Genomic DNA, 20,339 nt, shown 5'->3' with positions numbered 1-20,339 from the left:
TGATCCCGCCCGGTCGTCACGACCGGACGGGACCCCACGGAATCGGGGCGGCGCCCCGGCAGCGGTACGGCTTCGGCTCAGGCTCCGGTCAGCTCGACCTGGACCTCGACCTCGACCGGCGCGTCCAGCGGCAGCACGGCCACGCCGACGGCGCTGCGGGCGTGCACGCCCTTGTCGCCGAGCACCGCGCCGAGCAGTTCGCTCGCGCCGTTGATCACGGCGGGCTGGCCGGTGAAGTCCGTGGCCGAGGCGACGAACCCGACGACCTTCACCACACGGGCGATCCGGTCCAGGTCACCCGCGACCGACTTCACGGCGGCCAGCGCGTTCAGCGCGCAGGTCTTCGCCAGTTCCTTCGCCTCGTCGGGCGTGACTTCCGCGCCGACCTTGCCGGTGACGGCGAGCTTGCCGTCCACCATCGGCAGCTGGCCCGAGGTGTACACGTACACCCCGGACCGCACGGCGGGCTGGTACGAGGCGAGCGGCGGTACGACGTCCGGCAGCGCCAGCCCGAGTTCGGCGAGCTTCGCCTCGACGGCGCCCGCCATCAGGCCTTCTCCCGCTTGAGGTAGGCCACGAGCTGCTCGGGGTTGTTCGGGCCGGGAACGACCTGGACCAGCTCCCAGCCGTCCTCGCCCCAGGTGTCCAGAATCTGCTTGGTCGCGTGCACGAGAAGGGGCACGGTCGCGTATTCCCACTTGGTCATGGCCCGACTGTAATGCCTGGCCGGTCCACGGGACGCCCGACCTCGTGCGTAGCCTGCGGCACGACTGGTTAGGCTCGAATACGTGAGCAGGTTCCAGGTCGTCAGCGGCAAGGGCGGTACCGGTAAGACCACGGTCGCCGCCGCCCTCGCGCTCGCCCTCGCGACCGAGGGCAGGCGCACCCTCCTCGTCGAGGTCGAGGGCAGACAGGGCATCGCCCAGCTCTTCGAGGCGGACTCCCTCCCCTACGAGGAGCGCAAGATCGCCGTCGCGCCCGGCGGCGGCGAGGTGTACGCACTCGCGATCGACGCCGAGCGCGCCCTCCTCGACTACCTCCAGATGTTCTACAAGCTCGGCAGCGCGGGCCGGGCGCTGAAGAAGCTCGGCGCGATCGACTTCGCCACCACCATCGCCCCCGGTGTCCGGGACGTCCTGCTGACGGGCAAGGCGTGCGAGGCCGTGCGGCGCAAGGACAAGCGGAACCGGTTCGTCTACGACTACGTGATCATGGACGCTCCGCCGACCGGCCGGATCACCCGCTTCCTCAACGTGAACGACGAGGTGGCGGGGCTGGCCCGGATCGGCCCGATACACAATCAGGCGCAGGCCGTGATGAGGGTGCTGAAGTCCCCCGAGACGGCGGTGCACCTGGTGACCCTCCTGGAGGAGATGCCGGTCCAGGAGACCGCCGACGGCATCACGGAACTGCGGGCCGCCGAGCTTCCGGTGGGCCGGGTCATCGTGAACATGGTGCGCCCGCACCTGCTGGACGAGGACGCGCTGCGCACCGCCGCGGGCGGGCGGCGCAAGGAGATCGCCAAGACCCTCACCCGGGCCGGCGTGACCGGCTCCGCCGGACTCGTACGCCCCCTGGTCGAACAGGCGGCCGAGCACGCCCAGCGGGTGGAGCTGGAGCGTGAGCAGCGCGCCGTACTGACGGGGCTGGGGCTGCCGACGTACGAACTCCCGCTGATCGGCGAGGGCGTGGACCCGGCCGGGCTGTACGAACTGGCGGTGGAGCTGCGCAAGCAGGGCGTGGGCGAAGGGGCGGCGGAACAAGGGGTGGGTTCATGACATCGGGCAGGGGCAAGGACTCGGGTTCGGGTGTGGGCACGGGCAGGAAAGCGCGTACCGGCGCGGACACCGGCACCGGTACGGACGCCGGAGCGGACACCGACGGTGACGCCGGAGTGGGCGCCCGTACTGACGCCGGCACGGCCCCGGCCCCTTCCCTGGACACCGACGCCCTGCTCGATGACCCGGACATCCGGATCGTCGTGTGCTGCGGCTCGGGCGGCGTCGGCAAGACGACGACCGCGGCGGCCCTCGGCGTACGGGCGGCCGAGCGCGGCCGCAAGGTCGTCGTCCTCACCATCGACCCGGCGCGCCGGCTGGCCCAGTCCATGGGCATCGACTCGCTGGACAACATCCCCCGCCGGGTGCAGGGCGTCGGGACCGAGGGCGCCGGCGAACTGCACGCCATGATGCTCGACATGAAGCGGACCTTCGACGAGATCGTCGAGGCGCACGCGGACGGGGAGCGGGCCCGGGCGATCCTGGAGAACCCCTTCTACCAGTCCCTGTCGGCCGGTTTCGCCGGCACGCAGGAGTACATGGCGATGGAGAAGCTCGGTCAGCTGCGGGCGCGCGACGAGTGGGACCTGATCGTCGTCGACACCCCGCCGTCACGGTCCGCCCTGGATTTCCTGGACGCGCCGAAGCGGCTGGGCTCGTTCCTGGACGGGAAGTTCATCAAGTTGCTGATGGCACCGGCGAAGATGGGCGGCCGGGCCGGAATGAAGTTCCTCAACGTGGGCATGTCGATGATGACGGGAACGCTGGGCAAGCTGCTCGGTGGTCAGTTCCTGCGGGACGTGCAGACCTTCGTCGCCGCGATGGACACCATGTTCGGCGGATTCCGCACCCGCGCCGATGCCACGTACAAGCTCCTCCAGGCACCTGGCACGGCGTTCCTCGTCGTCGCCACACCCGAGCGGGACGCGCTCCGCGAGGCCGCGTACTTCGTGGAGCGGCTGGCCGCGGAGGACATGCCGCTGGCCGGCCTGGTGCTCAACCGGGTCCACGGCAGTGACGCCGCCCGGCTCTCCGCGGAGCGCGCGCTGGCTGCCGCAGAAAATCTTGATGCCGACGGCATTGTGGATCAGGGGGCCGGGAAGGCTGGACTTCGTGAGCCCGCCGAATCCCCCGCGGCCGGCTCCGCACCGACCCCGGACACCGCAGGAGCCGCCACCCCCGAACCGTCCGAGCACGCCTCGGAGCATGACCCCGCCGACCTCCCGGACACGGAGGCGGACACCCGCCCCGACGCCGCAACGAACACAGCTGCCACTGCCGCCGTGACCGTCGAACAGCTGACGGCCGGTCTGCTGCGCCTGCATGCCGAACGGATGCAGGTGGTCGCGCGCGAACAGCACACACGCGACCGCTTCACCGCGCTGCATCCCGAGGTGGCCGTGACCGCGGTGGCCGCGCTGCCTGGAGATGTCCATGACCTCGCAGGGCTGCGCGCCATCGGGGACCGGCTCGCGACCGGTTCCGCCTCGGCCGGAGCTGCGTAGTCTCCCCGTCGTCCGTCCTGCCGACCGGGGCTACCCCACGGCGGCGAACGTCTCGTGCAGTTCGTCGTCCTCCAGCCCGATCGCCACGGGCAGGATGCCCGTGGACCGCTCGTACTCGCTGCGTGCGGTCTCCAGCAGCCGGCGCCAGGACGTGACCGTCGGGCGCCGGCGCAGCAGTGCGCGGCGCTCCCGCTCGGTCATTCCGCCCCACACGCCGAATTCGACGCGATTGTCGAGCGCATCGGCAAGGCACTCGGTCCGCACCGGGCATCCGGTGCACACCGCCTTGGCCCTGTTCTGCGCTGCCCCTTGTACGAACAGTTCATCCGGATCGGTAGTGCGGCAGGCTGCCTGCGCACTCCAGTCGGTTACCCAGCCCATCCCGGCGCCGTCCTCTCCCGAATCGAGGCTCCCCCACGGCGGTAGCGGCATATTCACCGCTGCCAGTTGAGGACGTTACGGAAGGTGGCGACAGCACAACACCCCCTTCGGGCCCAATCTTGAATGGCCCGAACGGACTATGCGTATGCGGCAGATCACCCAGGGGAGTGAGGTGAGGACATCCGCGACTATCCCGACAGAATCGGGACAGACCACCTGAGTCATAACGGACGTTCGATGACACACGAGGCGATTTCGGGAGCGCCTGAACTCGTGGCCGGGTCATGCACAGGGTCATGCAGGGGGGTTGATACAAAACCGGACTGCTGTGACAGTTGAGAGCAGCTTAGGCCAAGGCATATACGTGTGTCCGGCGAATGAGAACGTAGGCTGCCCCCATGCCAAAGAAGCGCTCGGGCGGGGGTCTCACGACGACCCAGCAGGCCGCCAAGTTCCTCGGTGTCGCCGCACTCTCCGGAGTGGTCCTGGCGGGCATCGCGCTGCCGGCCGCCGGAGCACTGGGTCTCGCCGCCAAGGGAACGGTCGACGGATTCGACGAGATCCCGGCCAATCTGAAGACTCCGCCGCTGAGCCAGCGCACCACGATCCTGGACAACCAGGGCGGCCAGATCGCCACGGTCTACTCGCGGGACCGCACCGTCGTGCCGCTGACGAAGATCTCCCCGTACATGCAGAAAGCGATCATCGCGATCGAGGACGCCCGCTTCTACGAGCACGGCGCGGTCGACCTCAAGGGCATCCTGCGTGCGATGAACCGCAACGTACAGGCGGGCGGGACCGCGCAGGGCGCGTCGACCCTCACCCAGCAGTACGTGAAGAACGTCTTCGTCGAGGAAGCGGGCGACGACCCGACCAAGGTCGCCCAGGCCACCCAGCAGACGCTGGGCCGCAAGGTCCAGGAGCTGAAGTACGCGATCCAGGTCGAGGAAGAGCTCGGCAAGAAGAAGATCCTGGAGAACTACCTCAACATCACCTTCTTCGGACAGCAGGCGTACGGCGTCGAGGCGGCCTCCCAGCGGTACTTCTCCAAGCCGGCGAAGGACCTCAAGCTGGAGGAGGCGGCGATGCTGGCCGGCATCGTGCAGTCACCCAGCCGCTACGACCCCGTCAACGACAAGGAAGAGGCGACCAAGCGTCGCAACACCGTCATCCAGCGGATGGCCGACGTCAAGGACATCTCGCAGGAGGAGGCCGACAAGGCCAAGGCCACCCCGATCAAGCTGAAGGTGAAGCGGCCGAAGAACGGCTGCATCACCGCGGTCAGCGGATCCGGCTTCTTCTGCGACTACGTACGCCAGATCGTCACGAGCGACCCGGCCTTCGGCAAGACGGCGAAGGACCGCGCCAAGCTCTGGGCGACCGGCGGACTCACCATCAAGACGACCCTGGACCCGCGCTCCCAGGCCGCCTCCAACGAGGCGGCGACCTCCCGGGTCAACGAGACCGACAAGGTCGCGGCCTCGGTCGTGCAGGTCCAGCCCGGCACCGGCCAGATCCTGGCGATGGCGCAGTCCCGCCCGTACGGACTGGACGCGTCCAAGCACCAGACTGTGCTGAACCTCTCCGTCGACCACGAGATGGGCGGCAGCTACGCCGGCTTCCAGGTCGGATCGACCTTCAAGCCGATCACCGCGGCGGCGGCGCTGGAGAAGGGCATCAGCCCGGCCCAGAGCTTCACCACCCCCCACGAGATCTCCCTGCCCGGCGAGAGCTTCCGCACCTGCGACAACCAGCCCGCGGACGACAAACCGTGGGAGGTGGGGAACGAGCTCGAGACGGAGAAGGGCATGTTCGACATGACCAGCGCGCTGGGCAAGTCGATCAACACCTACTTCGCGAAGCTGGAGCAGAAGACCGGTCTCTGCGAGACGCTCGCGATGGCGAAGAAGGTCGGCTACAACCGCGGCGACAACAAGCCGCTGTGGCAGGTCGCCAACACCACGCTCGGCGGCCAGGAGTCGACGCCGCTGGCGATGGCCTCGGTCTACGCGACGTTCGCCAACCGGGGCACGTACTGCTCGCCGGTCGCGATCCTCTCGGTGACCAAGCCGGACGGCAAGAAGATCGGCGTACCGAAGTCGACGTGCGACCGGGCCATGAGCGAGCACACGGCCGACACCATCAACCAGATGCTCAAGGGCGTCGTCGCGGACGGCACCGGGCAGTCGGCCGGTCTCAGCGACCGTGACAACGCGGGCAAGACCGGTACGACCGACGAGCGCATCAACGCCTGGTTCGTCGGCTACACGCCGAACCTGTCCACGGCGGTGTGGGTCGGCAGCGACGGCGCCCACCAGATCCCGATGAGCAACATCACCATCGGCGGTCAGTACTACGAGGACGTCTGCGGTGGCTGTCTGCCCGGTCCGATCTGGAAGACGGCGATGACCGGCTCCCTCGACGCCTCCGAGACCCCGGCCTTCAACCCGGTCGACGTACCGCGGGCGAAGCCGAAGGAGGACAAGGACAAGAAGGACAAGAAGAAGCCGGGCGAGGAGGACGACAAGCCCGGCGACGACACGCCCTTCCCCGGCATCAGCATCTCGCCGGACCTGATCGGTGGGAACGACGGCAACGGCAACGGCCGCGGCCAGAACGACGGCGGGACGAACGGCCCCTGACCCGGCCCGTCCTTGCGCGTACGTCGGACATGAAGGTGGGGCGCCCCCGGCCCGGGGGCGCCCCACCTTCATGTCTGCCTGACTGCGCTGACTGCGCTGACTGCGCTGACTGCGCTGACTGCGCTGACTGCTGAGCCTCGCGTACCGTCAGCCCGCGAGGAGCCGCTTCACCGTGGCAGCCACCCGGCCGCCCTCGGCGCGCCCCGCCACCTTCGGGTTCACGATCTTCATCACGGCCCCCATCGCACGCGGCCCCTCGGCCCCGGCGGCCTTCGCCTCGTCGACGGCGGACGCCACGATCGCGGTCAGCTCGTCGTCGCTCAGCTGCTGCGGGAGGTAGGCGTCGAGCAGCTCGCCCTCCCTCTTCTCCCGCTCGGCCTGCTCGGTCCGGCCGCCCTTGGCGAAGGCCTCGGCCGCCTCGCGGCGCTTCTTGGCCTCCTTGGCGATCACCTTCTGCACCTCGTCGTCGGAGAGTTCGCGGGCCGTCTTGCCGCCGACCTCCTCCTTGGTGATCGCGGTGAGGGTCAGCCGGAGCGTGGACGAGGTCAGCTCGTCGCGCGCCTTCATGGCCGTGGTGAGGTCTTCCTTGAGCTTGGACTTGAGCGTGGTCATGGGGTGATTGTGGCAGGTGCGGGGTGCTCGCCGCCCGCCGGTTTTCCCGTGGACACACACTGTCTGCGACGATGGGCGCATGCGCGCACGCTACGGAGTACCCCTGAAAATCACGGCGGTCACCGCCGCGGCCGGCGCCGCCGGTCTCGCTTACGCGGCCGGATTCGAGGCCCGCTCGTTCCGTCTGCGAAGGGTCACCATCCCGGTACTCCCGCACGGGGCACGCCCGTTGCGCGTCCTGCAGGTCTCCGACGTCCACATGGTCGGCGGTCAGCGCAAGAAGCGCGCCTGGCTGCAGTCCCTGGCCGGGCTGCGCCCGGACTTCGTCGTGAACACCGGCGACAACCTCTCCGACCCGGAGGCCGTGCCCGAACTGCTCGACGCGTTGGGCCCGCTGATGGAGTTCCCGGGCGTGTACGTGTTCGGGTCCAACGACTACTACGGCCCCAAGCTCCGCAACCCCGCCCGCTACCTCTTCGAGAAGGCCGCGGGCAAGCACGGCCTCAACGGCAACGCCCCGGCCGTCGGCGTCGTCCACAACCCGTGGGAACCGATGCGCGACGCCTTCGACGACGCTGGCTGGCTGAACCTGTCCAACACCCGCGGACGCCTGAAGATCGACGGCCTGGAGCTGGCCTTCACGGGCCTCGACGACCCGCACATCAAGCGCGACCGCTACGCGGAGGTCTCGGGCGGCCCCGAGACGGGCGCCGACCTCTCCATCGGCGTGGTCCACGCCCCCTACCTGCGCTCTCTCGACGCCTTCACCGCGGACGGCTACCCGCTGATCCTGGCCGGCCACACCCACGGCGGCCAGCTCTGCATCCCCTTCTACGGAGCCCTGGTCACCAACTGCGACCTGGACACGGACCGGGTGAAGGGCCTCTCCAGCCACACGGCCGACGGCCACCGCGCCTACCTCCACGTCTCGGCCGGCTGCGGCACCAACCGCTACACCCCGGTCCGCTTCGCCTGTCCGCCGGAGGCGACCCTGCTGACCCTCACGGCGCGGGACGTGTGACCGAGGGTGCCCGGCCACTGACCGCCGGCGCCCACGCGATCGGCGCAAAAAGCGGATTTCGTCTCCGGCCGCCGGTGGGCTAAAGTAATCGATGTCGCCGGGAGACCGGCGGCGATCGGGGTGTAGCGCAGCTTGGCAGCGCGCTTCGTTCGGGACGAAGAGGTCGTGGGTTCAAATCCCGCCACCCCGACAGCCAAAACAGCAGGTGAGGCACCTACGGATTTCCGTAGGTGCCTCACCTGTTTTGGTCTGCGTGTCTATCCGCGTGACTACCTTCCCGGGTCCCGCTTGAAGATGCCGTCCATGACCACGGCACCGGTCTGGATTACGGGCCGGATCTGCTTCCGGTAGACCTCCTCGGTCACGGCCCTGCCGGAGTGGCCGACAAGGCGAGAGATCTCCTCCAGAGGGACACCACGGTCGGAGAGCAGGGATACGAAGCTGTGCCGGAGCTCCCGGGGCGTCCCGTCGGCGTCAATCCCCTCGACCACCTTGAGCACCACCCGGAAGGCGCGCCGAACGCTGGTCGCATCGAGAGGCTTGCCGACTGCCGAGGCGACGACCAACCCGTGTTTCTCCCAGTCGTCGCCCGCGGCAAGCCGCTCCCAGCCCTGGTCCTCGAACTGCCGCCAGAGAGCTTCGACGCACCGCGCCGGTAGAGCGAGCGTCCGCCGGGACTTCCGGGTCTTCGTGTCCCCACCCCGCCGGACCGAGCGCCACACGACGATGTGCGGGGGCTGCGGCGGATCGGCATCCGGCCGGCCGCCAAGCTCTCCCGCAGGTCAGCGCACCTTCGCGTACGGGGTCTTTCAAACTGGTGCGCCACGGATCAGGAGGAGAAGCCTCGGCCGTACTCTTCAGGCCCGACAGTGAAGTCGCCCGGACGATCACGCCTCAACTCCTCATACCGGACCGCGAACACGTCAATGGCTTCATGAATCGTGCAGCCCATCGCTTCGCGGATAGTCTTGATCGCGAGGATGGTCCGGTGATCGAGGATGTCGCGGTCTACGCTCGCCGGCAGTTCGGTCATGAGTCCTCCGAAGTTGCTGTACAGCAGCCGAGTACAGCAACCGAGGAGACCACAGCCAACCGAGTATGACGTTGCCAACCCTGCTGAACGGCCAAGCGAACCTCAGCGGCCATCGCGCCCGTAGTTCGCATCGAAGGGGCATCCACCGGTCGGAGTGACTCGATTACTGGGCTCCGCTCACCACCGCTGAACAGTGCGGCCAAAGGGGAGACTCATGAGTGATGACGGCCTGATGCGGGAGCCCTTCACGGCAGCGGACCGGCTGCTGATCTTCCTTAAGATCATTGTGGCGGTGATTGTCCTGCCGATGGTCCTCATGTGGGCCGCGACTCTGCTGTTCTACGTACTGATCGGCAGGACATAGGGCCGGCTGACATCAGCGGCTGACACCAACAAGCGCGAACAACGGCGGTCAGCGCCATATCTCGATGGGCCCTCGACCGAAGCGCCGGACCGGTCCAGCAGTGTCGACAGCACCCCGTCACCATCGGCTCCGGCCGGCCCGGACATCCGCCGCAATCCGCACAACTTCCAGCCGATCGGCGAGCAGGCGCGGGCACCCAGCGGCACTGGTGCGGCCCGGTGTTTTCGGCCGCCCCGCGCACCCGCAGCACACAGGACGGGTGACAGGAATCCCGCGCGGGCCTTACTAAACCTTTACCTAAACTAAACAGATCACTAGACAACGTTGTCAGAACCCGTCAGAGTGTGCTCCGGAGCGAAGGAATCCCGCTTCCTTCACGAAAGGTGTGGTGACGTGACGGTGTACGGAGCACTGGACATCGGCGGCACGAAGATCGCCGGAGCGCTCGTGGACGATGCGGGCACGCTGCTCGTACGCGCGCAGCGGCCTACTCCCGCTCAGCGGTCCGCCGACGAGCTCATGGCGGCGGTGACCTCGGTGCTCGACGAACTGGCCCTCCACCCGATGTGGGCCGAGCTGGCCTGCCTCGGCATCGCCAGCGCCGGTCCGGTCGACACCGCCGCGGGCACGGTCAGCCCGGTCAACATCCCCGCGTGGCGGCGTTTCCCGCTGACCGAGCGGGTGGCGGCGCACCCGCGGCTGCCCGCGGGGGTGCGGCCCGTGCTGGTCGGGGACGCGGTGGCCATGACCGCCGCGGAGCACTGGCTGGGCGCGGCGCGCGGGTTCGCGAACGCGCTGTGCATGGTGGTGTCCACCGGGGTCGGGGGCGGCCTGATCCTCGACGGGCGGCTGCACGCCGGCAGGACGGGGAACGCGGGTCACATCGGGCACATCACCGTCGATCTGGACGGTTCGCTGTGCCCCTGCGGTGCTCCCGGCTGCGTCGAGGGGTTCGCCAGCGGTACGGCCATCGCCGCGCACGCGCAGGCGGCCGGGTGGTCCGCGCCGGCCGGGGTGCCCCCGACCGCGGCAGCGGTCGCGGCAGCGGCGCGGGCGGGGAACCTGCATGCCCTGGCGGCCTACGAGCGGGCGGCCCAGGCGCTCGCGGCCGCCATCGCGGCGACGGCGGCTCTCGTCGAGCTCGATCTCGTGGTGATCGGCGGAGGCGTGGCGCAGGCCGGCGACACGCTCTTCGCTCCCTTGCGCCGGCACCTGGCCGACTACGCCGTCCTCGACTTCACCCGCGGGCTGCCCGTGGTACCGGCCCTCCTGGCCCTGGACGCCGGGCTGATAGGCGCGGCAGCCGTCGCCTCCTCACAGGCCGGCGTCACCTCCTCGCAGGCTCCTGTCGCCTCCTCACAGGCCGGCGTCCCCGCCCTCGCCTCGGGGCCGCGTCCGTAAGCCGGCCCTCCCCCGAAGACACATCAGCGCCGTTCTCAGTTCCGGGCGGGTGCCTGTGCGGTGGAACCGCGCGGTGTGAGGGACGGGGTCGGAACCTGTACGGAACCGGTGTGCTCACCCTCTATGACGGCGAACAGAGTGCGGGCCACCTGCGCGCCGAAGCTGTGCACGTCGTGGCTCATGGCCGACAGCGTGGGATGGGTGATCCGGCACAGCTGCGAGTCGTCCCAGGCGAGCAGCGACACGTCGTCGGGGACCGCGAAGCCCATCTCCGCGGCGACCCCCGCTCCCGCCACGGCCATGATGTCGTTGTCGTAGACGATGGCCGTCGGACGGTCGGCCGACATCAGGAGGGAGCGGGTGGCCCTGGCCCCCTCGCTCCCGTCGAAGCCGGTCGCTATCTGGCGGCCCTCGTCCAGCCCCAGCTCCCGCATCGTGGACGCGAAGGCGGTGGCCCGGATGGTGCTGTGGCCGAGCCCGACCGGGCCGCCGACGCGGGCGATGCGCCGGTGGCCGAGCGCCGCCAGATAGCGGACGGCCTCGGCCGCGGCCGTGGCGTCGTCGGTCCACACCGCGGGAAACGAGCCGGTGAGGGAAGGATGGCCGACGGCCACCGCCGGCAGCCCGATGGGCTGCAGCGACGCGACCCTCGGATCGTTCTCGTGGAAGTCGACCAGGATGGCACCGGCGATCGTCTGGCTGCGCCACCAGGACTTGTACTGCTCGGTCTCCTCGTCGAGATCCCGCACCAGCCTCAGGAGCAGCGAGTACGACCGTTCGGCGAGAACGCTCTCTATGCCGGAGATGAAGTCCATGTAGAACGGTTCGAGGCCGAGCAGCCGGGCGGGACGGCACAGGGCCAGGCCGATGATGTCGACCTTCTGGCTGGAGAGGCTGCGCGCGGTGAGGTTCGGGGCCCAGCCCAGTTCCTTCGCGGCCTCGAAGATCCTCCGGCGGGTGACGTCCGAGACGCCCGGTTTCTGGTTGAACGCGAGCGAGACGGCGCCCTTGGACACGCCTGCGCGGGCGGCGACGTCCTTGATGGTCACACGTGCGGGACTGTTCACCTCGCGTCCGCGCAGACGCGGGCAGTCCGCGCCCTCTTCCCGTCCACGGAACCACAGCCGGTCACGCGGAACCGGGCCTGCTCGCCGGGCAGCGGCGTCCGCAGGCCCTGCCCGGCCGCGGCGTGCGGGGCGAGGTGGTCGGTCCGAAGGAGGAGGTCTCTCAGCAGAGTGTGCTCACTTACCACGACGCCGACTGTATCTCCCTTGCCCGCCACTGCTTCCACCGTGACGTCGCACTCCGGCCGCGGGCAGACGCCGTCCTTGTCCATGGTGACGAAAGGATTCGCCCCTTCGGGCGCCCGGGACGTCTGTGCGGGGGCCGCCGGCCCAGTGGATAGCCTCGGTCGGGCCCGTACGGCCGCCCCGGCGTCCGCGCCGGGCCGAGAAGGCAGCCACGTGAAGAGAGCGACAGCACTGTGCACCAGTACGAGAAGGACGGACCGGCCATCTATCGCCAGTCCTTCGCCACCATCCGGGCCGAGGCCGATCTGACGGGGCTGCCGGCCGATGTGAGCCAGGTCGCGGTCCGGATGATCCACGCCTGCGGGATGGTCGACCTGGTCCGCGATCTCGCCTTCACCCCGGACGTGGTGAGCCGCGCCCGTACGGCGCTGCGGGGCGGCGCGCCGATCCTGTGCGACGTGGCGATGGTGGCCAGCGGCATCACCCGGCGGCGGCTGCCCGCGGACAACGAGGTGGTGTGCACCCTGTCCGACCCGGCCGTTCCCGGTCTCGCGGCGGAGCTCGGCACGACCCGCAGCGCCGCCGCGCTGGAGCTGTGGCGGGACCGGCTGGACGGTGCGGTCGTCGCCGTCGGGAACGCGCCCACCGCGCTGTTCCGGCTGCTCGAACTGATCGAGGAGGGGGCACCGCGGCCCGCCGCCGTCATCGGTGTGCCGGTCGGTTTCGTCGGCGCCGCCGAGTCCAAGGACGCCCTGGCCGCGCACCCGTCGGGCCTCGCTCACCTGATCGTGCGGGGCCGGCGCGGTGGCAGCGCGATGGCGGCCTCGGCAATCAACGCCCTGGCCTCCGAGGAGGAGTGAGCCGACGACCGGTCAGCCCCGGTGGCCGAGCCGGGAGCGCAGCCAGCTGACGGCTTCTTCCGGCGTGCCCGCCACCGCCACGCCTTCCGGGACCGGGGGCCGGCGCACCACGACCACCGGGATCCGTGCCTCGCGGGCCGCGGCGAGTTTGGGGGCTGTGGCGGCGCCTCCGCTGTCCTTGGTGACGAGGACGTCGACGCGGTGGCGGCGGATCAGCTCGCGCTCGCCGTCGAGGGTGAACGGTCCCCGGTCCCGCAGCGTCTCCATGCGGGCGGGGTACGGCGGTTCGGGGGCGTCCACCGACCGCGACAGGAACCACAGCCCGTCCAGCCCGGCGAAGGAGGCCAGGCCGAGGCGCCCCGTCGTCAGGAACACGCGCCGGCCGAGGGCCGGGAGCACCGCCGCCGCCTCCTCCAGGGAGGCGACCGGGTGCCAGTCGTCGCCCGCGCCGGGCACCCAGCCGGGGCGGCGCAGAGCGAGGAGAGGAACATGGGCGGCAGCGGCACCGGCGGCCGCGTGGAAACTGATCGTCCCGGCGAAAGGATGGGTGGCGTCGATGAGCGCATCCACCCGGTGCGTACGCAGCCATGCGGCCAGGCCCCCGGCTCCGCCGAAGCCCCCGATGCGCACCTCCCCGGGCGGCAGCCTCGGCCCGGCCACACGGCCGGCCAGCGAACTCGTCACCCCGGCCCCTTCGGGCAGCTCCGCCACCAGCAGCCCGGCCAGCCGACGGGCCTCCGTCGTGCCGCCGAGTACGAGCACGTGCATCGGATCCCTCCATGGGTGAGGCGTCGGGCGGGCGAGGCAAGGATGAGGCGTCGGGCCGGGGCAGTAAGGATGAGGCGTCGGGCGGGCGCCGCTCGAGTGGGGCATCGGGCGGGCGCAGCGCCCAACTCAAGCACACGGGTCTGCGGCCGGGCTGGACCACCGGGGCCTGTGCGACCGCGGCCACCACGGCCGCGTACACGGCCCTGCTGACCGGCGACTTCCCGGACCCGGTGACCATCACCCTGCCCGGCGGGCAGACCCCCGCCTTCGCGCTCGCGGTCGAGGAGCTGCACGACGGGCGGGCCACGGCCGGCATCGTCAAGGACGCGGGCGATGACCCCGACGTCACGCACGGGGCGCTCGTCCGGGCCACCGTGCGACCGCTGCCGCCCGGCTCGGGCGTGGTGTTCCGGGCCGGTCCGGGCGTGGGCACCGTGACGCTGCCCGGCCTGCCGCTCGATGTCGGCGAGCCCGCGGTGAACCCGGTGCCGCGCCGGATGATGCGCGAGCACGTCGAGCGGGTCGCGGCGGCGCACGGGGGCGCGGGTGATGTGGAGATCACGCTCTCGGTGGACGACGGCGAGGAGATCGCCCGCTCCACCTGGAATCCGCGTCTGGGCATCCTGGGCGGGCTCTCGATCCTCGGCACAACCGGGGTCGTGGTGCCGTACTCCTGCTCGGCGTGGATCGACTCGATCCGGCGCGGCGTGGACGTGGCGCTGGCCGACGGGCAGACCCATGTGGCGGGCTGCACCGGTTCCACCTCGGAGAAGACCGTGGTGGCCGAGTACGGGCTGCCGGAGATCGCCCTCCTGGACATGGGTGACTTCGCGGGCGCGGTACTCAAGTACGTGCGCCGTCATCCGGTGGAGCGGCTCACCGTCTGCGGAGGGTTCGCCAAGCTGTCGAAGCTCGCCGCCGGCCATCTGGACCTGCACTCCGCACGCTCCCAGGTGGATCCGTCGTTCCTGGCCGCACTGGCCCGGCGGGGCGGGGCGGACGAGGCCCTGGCCGCCGAGGTGGCCGCGGCCAACACGGGGCTTGCGGCGCTCCATTCCTGCCTCGCGCGCGGTATCCCGCTCGGGGACCTGGTGGCCTCGGCGGCGCGGGACGAGGCGCTGACGGTGCTGCGGGGCGCACCGGTCGCCGTCGACGTCATCTGCATCGACCGGGCAGGCGCGGTGGTCGGGCGCAGCACGGTGCGCTGAGGCACCGTCCGGCGTTGCCCCATCGCCCTTCCCCTCGCAGGACCCTTCCGCCGCCACCTCCGAAGTGATGACCAGATGGTCCTCAAACCTTGGTTTCAGGGCCAGTTACAGGTTTATCTACGCGCGGAGCTACGACCACCGAATGATCATTCGGGCAAATCCGGCACGTTCTCGCGCAGCCATTACCGGCGGGTACCGGGAGCTGCTACAACAGGTGACGCTTCATCAATCCCCCACCCACCCCCCACACTTCGGAGGGCTGACAGCTATGTCAGTACGGAGATTCTGGGCATCCGCGTCCACGCTGCTCCTCGCCGCAGCCGCCGCTCTCGGCATGGCCCAGCCGGCCTCGGCCGCCGCCGGCGGGTACGTCGCCCTGGGCGACTCGTACTCGTCCGGCGTCGGCGCCGGAAGCTATCTGTCCGACAGCGGCGACTGCCGTCGCAGCACCAAGTCCTACCCCTACCTGTGGGCGGCGGCGAACTCCCCTTCGTCCTTCGCCTTCGTCGCCTGTTCGGGCGCCACCACGAGCTCCGTGGCGAGCAGCCAGCTCGGCTCGCTGAGCTCGTCCACCTCGCTCGTCAGCGTCACCGCGGGCGGCAACGATGTCGGCTTCGCCGATGTCATGCAGGACTGCGTGCTGTCCGGCGAGGCCGCCTGCCTCTCCGCTGTCAGCACGGCCGTCGGTCAGATGAACAACACGCTGCCGTCCCGGCTGGGTTCGCTCTACACCTCGATCCACTCCAAGGCCCCGCAGGCACACGTCGTGGTGCTGGGCTACCCGCGCTTCTACAAGATCGGCGGCAACTGCATCGCCGGTCTCACGGAGAAGGAGCGCACCGCCATCAACAACGCCTCCGACGTACTGAACGGCGTCATCGCCAAGCAGGCGGCGAACGCCGGATTCACCTTCTCCAGCGTCGTCGACGAGTTCACCGGGCACGAGCTGTGCTCCGGCAGCCCGTGGCTCCACAGCGTCACGATCCCCGTCTACAACTCGTACCACCCCAGGGACTCCGGCCAGCTGGGCGGCTATCTGCCCGCCTTCCGCTCGGTCGCATAGGCTCGGCACGGTTGTACCGGGCGCGGCATCGCTTCGGAGTTCCCGGCTCCGAAGAGGTGCCGCGTCCGTGCGTACCGCTCGATTCCCATCCCCACTCAGGACGCTCGTCAGTCCCGCTCGTCAGTACCGCTCCACCAAGTGCTCCCGGCCTGCCGGGGGCTCGTACGGCTCGGGCCAGAAGTCGGTGATCCCGCAGATCCGCCCCTGCGCGTCGAAGGTGAAGAAGTGGACGGCGTGCGACTCCTGCCCGTTGTCCGTGACCAGCGTCCGGGCAGCGGCCTGCCGCCCGCCGCCGTCGGCCACGACCCGCTCGACACGCACCCGCCAGTCCCCCGGGTACTCCCGGTTGAACGCCATGTACCGCTCCTTGCCGCGAATGCGCTCGCGGGTCTGCGGCAGGTCGTACAGCACCTCGTCGGCGAGTGTCGCCGCGAAGGTGTCCCAGTCACGGACGTCGGCCGCGGTCCAGTACCTCTCGACCGTGGCGCGCAGATCAGCCGTCGGATCAGCAGTCGAATCAGCAGTCGTGGTCATGGTCCCGAGTCTGGACCCGACCACTGACAATCGGCCCGGCCCCGGCGAACGGCTGCCGCCGACCGGCCCGTTGCGCTATCGGCAGCCACCCGGTCAGGCCGGCCGGCTCGCCTTGACCGAGTACATCAGCGGAATCCGCGGCCGGTCCGCCGGGAAGCGGTAGTAGCCGTCCGATCCGTGCTCCAGCACCGGGAACCGCGCGAAGAGCGAGGCGTCGTGCTCGTGCAGGAACTCGATCCGCAGGCCCGCCTCGGCCAGCGCGGAGACCACACGGCCCACCGGGTGCTGCCACTCGACGCTGCGGTTGTTGACGGTCGGCGCGTCGAAGTCCGCGTACGTGCCCGGTGTCTCATCCACCCACGCCTCGCGGGAGAAGTAGTCGTGCACGACGCGCGAACCGGTCGCGTCGTCGAGGCAGTCGGTGAGCGGATGGAACTCCGCCAGGTAGAGGAACCCGCCGGGTGCGACGAGGGAGGCCGCCGTCTCGGCCCAGCGGTCGATGTCGGGCAGCCAGTTCAGCGCTCCGATGCCCGTGTAGACGATGTCGTACGCGTCGTCCGGCACCGCCTGGGCCGCGTCGTAGACGTCGGCGGCGACGAACGCCGCCCGGTCCGGACCCATGCCCAGCTCCTGGGCGAGCGCGCGGGCGGTCTCGACGGCCGGTTCGGAGAAGTCGAGGCCGACGACCTGCGCGGCGCCGTGCCGGGCCCAGGACAGGGTGTCGACACCGATGTGGCACTGCAGGTGCAGCAGCGTCCGGCCGGTCACGTCCCCGACCTCCGACAGCTCGAAGTCCCGCAGGGCCTCCTTGCCCGCGCGGAAGGAGTCCAGGTCGTAGAAGTCGCTTTCGGTATGGATGGGCACACGCTCATCCCACAACGCGCGGTTGGCCTCGCGCCAGTCGGCGGGAAGGGGAGCAGGCATGTCGGGAGGTACTGGAGCAGGCACGTCGGCGGGTACCGGAGCAGGCTTGTCGGCGGGTATCGGAGCAGCCATGCCGGCGAGGTTATCCACAGGCTGCGGGCGACGCGAACGAATTGTCGGCCGTCCGGCGCAGAATGGAGGGCATGACTGAGACCACTGGTTCGAGAGACGATTCCGCCCCGGCGTGGGAGCAGCGCTTCCGGGCTCCCCGGGTGTCGCTGCCCGACTGGGCGGAGGACGCGCCGGACCGCGCGCTGTTCGTCTCCAACGCGACGGGGACGTACGAGCTGTACGCATGGGACCGGTCGACGGGCGGACAGCGTCAGGTGACCGACCGGCCGAACGGGACGACGGACGGCGTGCTGACGCCGGACGGCGAAGCCGTGTGGTGGTTCAGCGACACCGACGGGGACGAGTTCGGGGTGTGGATGCGCCAGCCGTTCAGCGCCGGGAGCGAGGGAGCGGCGGACGAGCCCGCGGCTCCCGGTCTCGGCCCCTCCTACCCGGCCGGGCTCGCCATCGGACGCGACGGGACCGCCGTGATCGGCCGTTCGACGGACGAGGACGGCACCACGGTCCACGTCGTACGGCCCGGGGCGGCGCCCGTGGAGATCTACCGCCACCGTGAGTCGGCGGGGGTCGGCGACCTGTCGCACGACGGATCGCTGATCGCGCTGGAGCACACCGAGCACGGTGACGCGATGCACTCCGCGCTGCGCGTGGTCCGGCCCGACGGCACCGCGGTCGCGGAGCTGGACGACACCGAGGGCGGCACGAAGGAGCTCGGCCTCACGGTCCTCGGCTTCGCACCGGTCGCCGGGGACACCCGGCTGCTGGTCGGGCACCAGCGGCGCGGCCGCTGGGAGCCGATGATCTGGGACCCGGTGGCGGGCACGGAGACGGACCTCGCCATCGAGCTGCCCGGCGATGTCGGCGCCGAGTGGTATCCGGACGGCTCCGCGCTGCTCGTCGAGCACGGCTTCGAGGCCCGCAGCGAGCTCTGGCGGTACGGACCGGCCACGGCCGACGGGACCCTGACGCGGGTGGAGACGCCCGCGGGCACGGTCTCGGGCGCCACGGCCCGGCCGGACGGCACCGTGGAGTACCTGTGGTCGTCGGCCGCCGAACCGCCCGTCGTCCGCTCCACCACCGGTGCGGTGGTGCTCGATCCGCCCGGCGCGAAGGCTCCGGTGTCCGTCCCGGTCGAGGACGTGTGGGTGGACGGGCCCGGAGGCCGCATCCACGCGCTCGTCCAGCGCCCGGCCGCTCCGGCCGAGGGCCCGTTCCCGACGGTCTTCGAGATCCACGGCGGACCGACCTGGCACGACAGCGACGCCTTCGCGGCGGGACCCGCCGCCTGGGTGGACCACGGCTACGCGGTCGTCCGGGTCAACTACCGCGGATCGACCGGCTACGGGCGGGCGTGGACGGACGCGCTCAAGCACCGGGTCGGGCTGATCGAGCTGGAGGACATCGCGGCGGTGCGGGAGTGGTCGGTCAAGTCTGGCCTCGCGGACCCGGCGAAACTGGTGCTGGCCGGCGGCTCGTGGGGCGGTTATCTGACGCTGCTCGGTCTCGGCACCCAGCCCGGCGACTGGGCCGTGGGCCTGGCCGCGGTCCCGGTCGCGGACTACGTCACGGCGTACCACGACGAGATGGAGGCCCTGAAGGCCATGGACCGCACGCTGCTGGGCGGGACCCCGGAAGAGGTGCCCGAGCGGTTCGAGGCATCCTCTCCCCTCACCTATGTCGACGCCGTGCGGGCCCCTGTCTACATCTCGGCGGGCGTCAACGATCCGCGCTGCCCGATCCGCCAGGTGGAGAACTACGTCGACCGGCTGAAGGGCCGCGACGCCGTGCACGAGGTCTACCGGTACGACGCGGGCCACGGCTCGCTCGTCGTGGAGGAGCGCATCAAGCAGGTGCGCCTGGAACTCGACTTCGCCCGGCGCCACCTCGGAGACCCGGCCGAGGCCGCCCAACGGTGACGTAGGGGCCGGATAAAGGGCGGTGTACGGGGTGCCCCAGCTCCGGGGGGCCGGAGCGGGGACCGTACCGTGGAGGGGTGTACCGGTTCCTGCTGACCCCGCGATGGTGGGGGATCAACCTCTTCGTCGTGCTGGCCATCCCGTTCTGCGTGTTCATGGGCACCTGGCAGCTCGGCCGCTTCGAGGACCGCGTGCAGACGCACGAGGCCGCCGAGAAGCAGCCCGCCCCCGGCTCGATGGCCGCCGAGCCGCTCGACGAGCTGCTGCCCGTCGACACGGTGACCTCCGGCCGCCCCGCGACCGCGAGCGGCCGGTACGCCGATCAGTTCCTGGTGCCCGGCCGGAAGCTGGGCGACCGCAGTGGCTTCTACGTGCTGGACATGCTGCGCACCGACAGCGGCAAGGCCCTGCCGGTGGTACGCGGCTGGCTGCCCGGGAAGGCCGGACAGACCCCGGTGCCGGCCGCACCGGCCGGCCGGGTCACCGTGACCGGCGACCTCCAGGCCTCGGAGAACACGGGGACGGACGGCGTCGACGCGAAGGGCGGCCTCCCCGACGGGCAGGTCGGCATGATCAGCGCCGCCTCGCTGGTCAACCTCGTCCAGTACGACGTCTACGACGCCTGGGTGACCCTCCAGGACACCGGCGCCCGCACGGGTGCGTCGGGGACGGGTGCGTCCGGGACCGCCGATGCCGCCCTCACCGACTCACCGGGAAAGGGCGGCGCCGGACTGCGTCCCGTGCCGGCCGCCGCGCCGGAGGGCAGCGGGCTCGACCTGAAGGCGTTCCAGAACCTCGGCTACACGGGCGAGTGGTTCGTCTTCGCCGCGTTCGTCGTCTTCATGTGGTTCCGGCTGCTCCGGCGCGAGGCCGAAGCGGCCCGGGACCTGAAGCTCGGCCTCGTCGCCGACGAGGACACCCCGGCCGGCTGACCCGCCCGCGCCCCGGCCAGCTGACCCGCCCGCGCGCCCCGGCGAACTGACCCGCCCGCGCGCCCCGGCGACACG

General features: G+C 70.7%; 21 protein-coding genes, 1 tRNA gene and 1 pseudogene. 12 read left to right on the top strand and 11 right to left on the bottom strand.

From position 1 onward, the window contains the following. Positions 1-77 precede the first annotated feature (77 nt). Together EAO72_RS27990 and EAO72_RS27985 are read right to left on the bottom strand one after the other, a co-directional pair. Entirely contained in the window at positions 78-548 is a 471-nt protein-coding gene (locus tag EAO72_RS27990; protein ID WP_148019943.1) for a RidA family protein, read from the bottom strand. Continuing rightward, complete coding sequence (locus tag EAO72_RS27985; protein WP_003967454.1) at positions 548-706, bottom strand: DUF4177 domain-containing protein; 159 nt, start codon at positions 704-706, stop codon at positions 548-550. Before EAO72_RS27985 ends, EAO72_RS27990 begins: the two co-directional genes overlap by 1 nt. 82 nt (positions 707-788) lie before the next feature. Between EAO72_RS27985 and EAO72_RS27980 the strand changes: the two genes are divergently transcribed. Together EAO72_RS27980 and EAO72_RS27975 are read left to right on the top strand one after the other, a co-directional pair. After that, entirely contained in the window at positions 789-1,778 is a 990-nt protein-coding gene (locus EAO72_RS27980; RefSeq protein ID WP_148019942.1) for an ArsA family ATPase, read from the top strand. Between the two features lie 116 nt (positions 1,779-1,894). Next, the gene (locus EAO72_RS27975) at positions 1,895-3,283 is read left to right on the top strand and encodes an ArsA family ATPase (RefSeq protein WP_148022078.1); all 1,389 of its coding nucleotides are present in this window, start codon (positions 1,895-1,897) and stop codon (positions 3,281-3,283) included. 30 nt (positions 3,284-3,313) lie between these two features. Here the strand turns inward: EAO72_RS27975 and EAO72_RS27970 are convergent, their stop codons facing one another. Continuing rightward, complete coding sequence (locus EAO72_RS27970) at positions 3,314-3,664, bottom strand: WhiB family transcriptional regulator (protein ID WP_018551136.1); 351 nt, start codon at positions 3,662-3,664, stop codon at positions 3,314-3,316. A 398-nt stretch (positions 3,665-4,062) separates the two neighbouring features. Between EAO72_RS27970 and EAO72_RS27960 the strand changes: the two genes are divergently transcribed. Further along, a complete protein-coding gene (locus EAO72_RS27960; RefSeq protein WP_148019941.1) occupies positions 4,063-6,306 on the top strand; it encodes a transglycosylase domain-containing protein in 2,244 nt (747 codons plus the stop codon). A gap of 147 nt (positions 6,307-6,453) precedes the next feature. Here EAO72_RS27960 and EAO72_RS27955 read toward each other — a convergent pair whose 3' ends face one another. Continuing rightward, positions 6,454-6,918 (bottom strand): GatB/YqeY domain-containing protein, encoded by a 465-nt coding sequence (locus tag EAO72_RS27955; protein WP_148019940.1) that lies wholly within the window; start codon positions 6,916-6,918, stop codon positions 6,454-6,456. Between the two features lie 79 nt (positions 6,919-6,997). On the opposite strand from EAO72_RS27955, the gene EAO72_RS27950 reads away from it, so the two are divergent. Both EAO72_RS27950 and EAO72_RS27945 read left to right on the top strand, forming a co-directional pair. Continuing rightward, positions 6,998-7,939 (top strand): metallophosphoesterase, encoded by a 942-nt coding sequence (locus EAO72_RS27950; protein WP_148019939.1) that lies wholly within the window; start codon positions 6,998-7,000, stop codon positions 7,937-7,939. Between the two features lie 116 nt (positions 7,940-8,055). Further along, positions 8,056-8,129: transfer RNA gene (locus EAO72_RS27945), tRNA-Pro, on the top strand. Between the two features lie 79 nt (positions 8,130-8,208). Here the strand turns inward: EAO72_RS27945 and EAO72_RS27940 are convergent. Both EAO72_RS27940 and EAO72_RS27935 read right to left on the bottom strand, forming a co-directional pair. Beyond that, positions 8,209-8,709: pseudogene (locus EAO72_RS27940) on the bottom strand (tyrosine-type recombinase/integrase); the annotation flags it as partial. A gap of 59 nt (positions 8,710-8,768) precedes the next feature. Continuing rightward, a complete protein-coding gene (locus EAO72_RS27935; RefSeq protein ID WP_148019938.1) occupies positions 8,769-8,972 on the bottom strand; it encodes a hypothetical protein in 204 nt (67 codons plus the stop codon). 214 nt (positions 8,973-9,186) lie between these two features. On the opposite strand from EAO72_RS27935, the gene EAO72_RS42240 reads away from it, so the two are divergent. Both EAO72_RS42240 and EAO72_RS27930 read left to right on the top strand, forming a co-directional pair. After that, entirely contained in the window at positions 9,187-9,336 is a 150-nt protein-coding gene (locus EAO72_RS42240) for a hypothetical protein (protein ID WP_187285243.1), read from the top strand. Positions 9,337-9,729: 393 nt separating this feature from the next. Beyond that, a complete protein-coding gene (locus EAO72_RS27930) occupies positions 9,730-10,737 on the top strand; it encodes an ROK family protein (RefSeq protein WP_148019937.1) in 1,008 nt (335 codons plus the stop codon). Positions 10,738-10,772: 35 nt separating this feature from the next. Here EAO72_RS27930 and EAO72_RS27925 read toward each other — a convergent pair whose 3' ends face one another. Beyond that, a complete protein-coding gene (locus EAO72_RS27925; protein ID WP_148019936.1) occupies positions 10,773-11,804 on the bottom strand; it encodes a LacI family DNA-binding transcriptional regulator in 1,032 nt (343 codons plus the stop codon). Continuing rightward, complete coding sequence (locus tag EAO72_RS27920) at positions 11,801-11,989, bottom strand: hypothetical protein (protein WP_148019935.1); 189 nt, start codon at positions 11,987-11,989, stop codon at positions 11,801-11,803. Before EAO72_RS27920 ends, EAO72_RS27925 begins: the two co-directional genes overlap by 4 nt. Positions 11,990-12,220: 231 nt before the next feature. Here EAO72_RS27920 and EAO72_RS27915 point away from each other — a divergent pair, with 231 nt between their 5' ends. After that, entirely contained in the window at positions 12,221-12,847 is a 627-nt protein-coding gene (locus EAO72_RS27915) for a precorrin-8X methylmutase (RefSeq protein ID WP_148019934.1), read from the top strand. A 12-nt stretch (positions 12,848-12,859) separates the two neighbouring features. On the opposite strand, the gene EAO72_RS27910 is transcribed toward EAO72_RS27915, so the two are convergent. Then, positions 12,860-13,615: a cobalt-precorrin-6A reductase gene (locus EAO72_RS27910; RefSeq protein WP_148019933.1), complete on the bottom strand. Its 756-nt coding sequence runs from the start codon at positions 13,613-13,615 to the stop codon at positions 12,860-12,862. Between the two features lie 11 nt (positions 13,616-13,626). On the opposite strand from EAO72_RS27910, the gene EAO72_RS27905 reads away from it, so the two are divergent. Further along, positions 13,627-14,823, top strand: a complete 1,197-nt coding sequence (locus tag EAO72_RS27905) for a cobalt-precorrin-5B (C(1))-methyltransferase (RefSeq protein WP_148019932.1) — start codon at positions 13,627-13,629, stop codon at positions 14,821-14,823. A 268-nt stretch (positions 14,824-15,091) separates the two neighbouring features. Then, positions 15,092-15,886: an SGNH/GDSL hydrolase family protein gene (locus EAO72_RS27900; protein ID WP_148019931.1), complete on the top strand. Its 795-nt coding sequence runs from the start codon at positions 15,092-15,094 to the stop codon at positions 15,884-15,886. Positions 15,887-16,006: 120 nt separating this feature from the next. Here EAO72_RS27900 and EAO72_RS27895 read toward each other — a convergent pair whose 3' ends face one another. Next, a complete protein-coding gene (locus tag EAO72_RS27895; protein ID WP_148019930.1) occupies positions 16,007-16,420 on the bottom strand; it encodes a nuclear transport factor 2 family protein in 414 nt (137 codons plus the stop codon). Between the two features lie 93 nt (positions 16,421-16,513). Further along, complete coding sequence (locus EAO72_RS27890; protein ID WP_148019929.1) at positions 16,514-17,344, bottom strand: class I SAM-dependent methyltransferase; 831 nt, start codon at positions 17,342-17,344, stop codon at positions 16,514-16,516. A 143-nt stretch (positions 17,345-17,487) separates the two neighbouring features. On the opposite strand from EAO72_RS27890, the gene EAO72_RS27880 reads away from it, so the two are divergent. Together EAO72_RS27880 and EAO72_RS27875 are read left to right on the top strand one after the other, a co-directional pair. Continuing rightward, the gene (locus EAO72_RS27880; protein ID WP_410090511.1) at positions 17,488-19,332 is read left to right on the top strand and encodes a S9 family peptidase; all 1,845 of its coding nucleotides are present in this window, start codon (positions 17,488-17,490) and stop codon (positions 19,330-19,332) included. 77 nt (positions 19,333-19,409) lie between these two features. Further along, the gene (locus tag EAO72_RS27875) at positions 19,410-20,264 is read left to right on the top strand and encodes an SURF1 family protein (protein ID WP_148019927.1); all 855 of its coding nucleotides are present in this window, start codon (positions 19,410-19,412) and stop codon (positions 20,262-20,264) included. The last annotated feature ends 75 nt before the right edge of the window (positions 20,265-20,339 follow it).

This window comes from Streptomyces sp. OR43, assembly GCF_008042275.1.
GTDB lineage: Bacteria > Actinomycetota > Actinomycetes > Streptomycetales > Streptomycetaceae > Streptomyces.
Note: the sequence above shows the minus strand (reverse complement) of the source record. Positions and strands in the feature narration are given on the sequence as shown.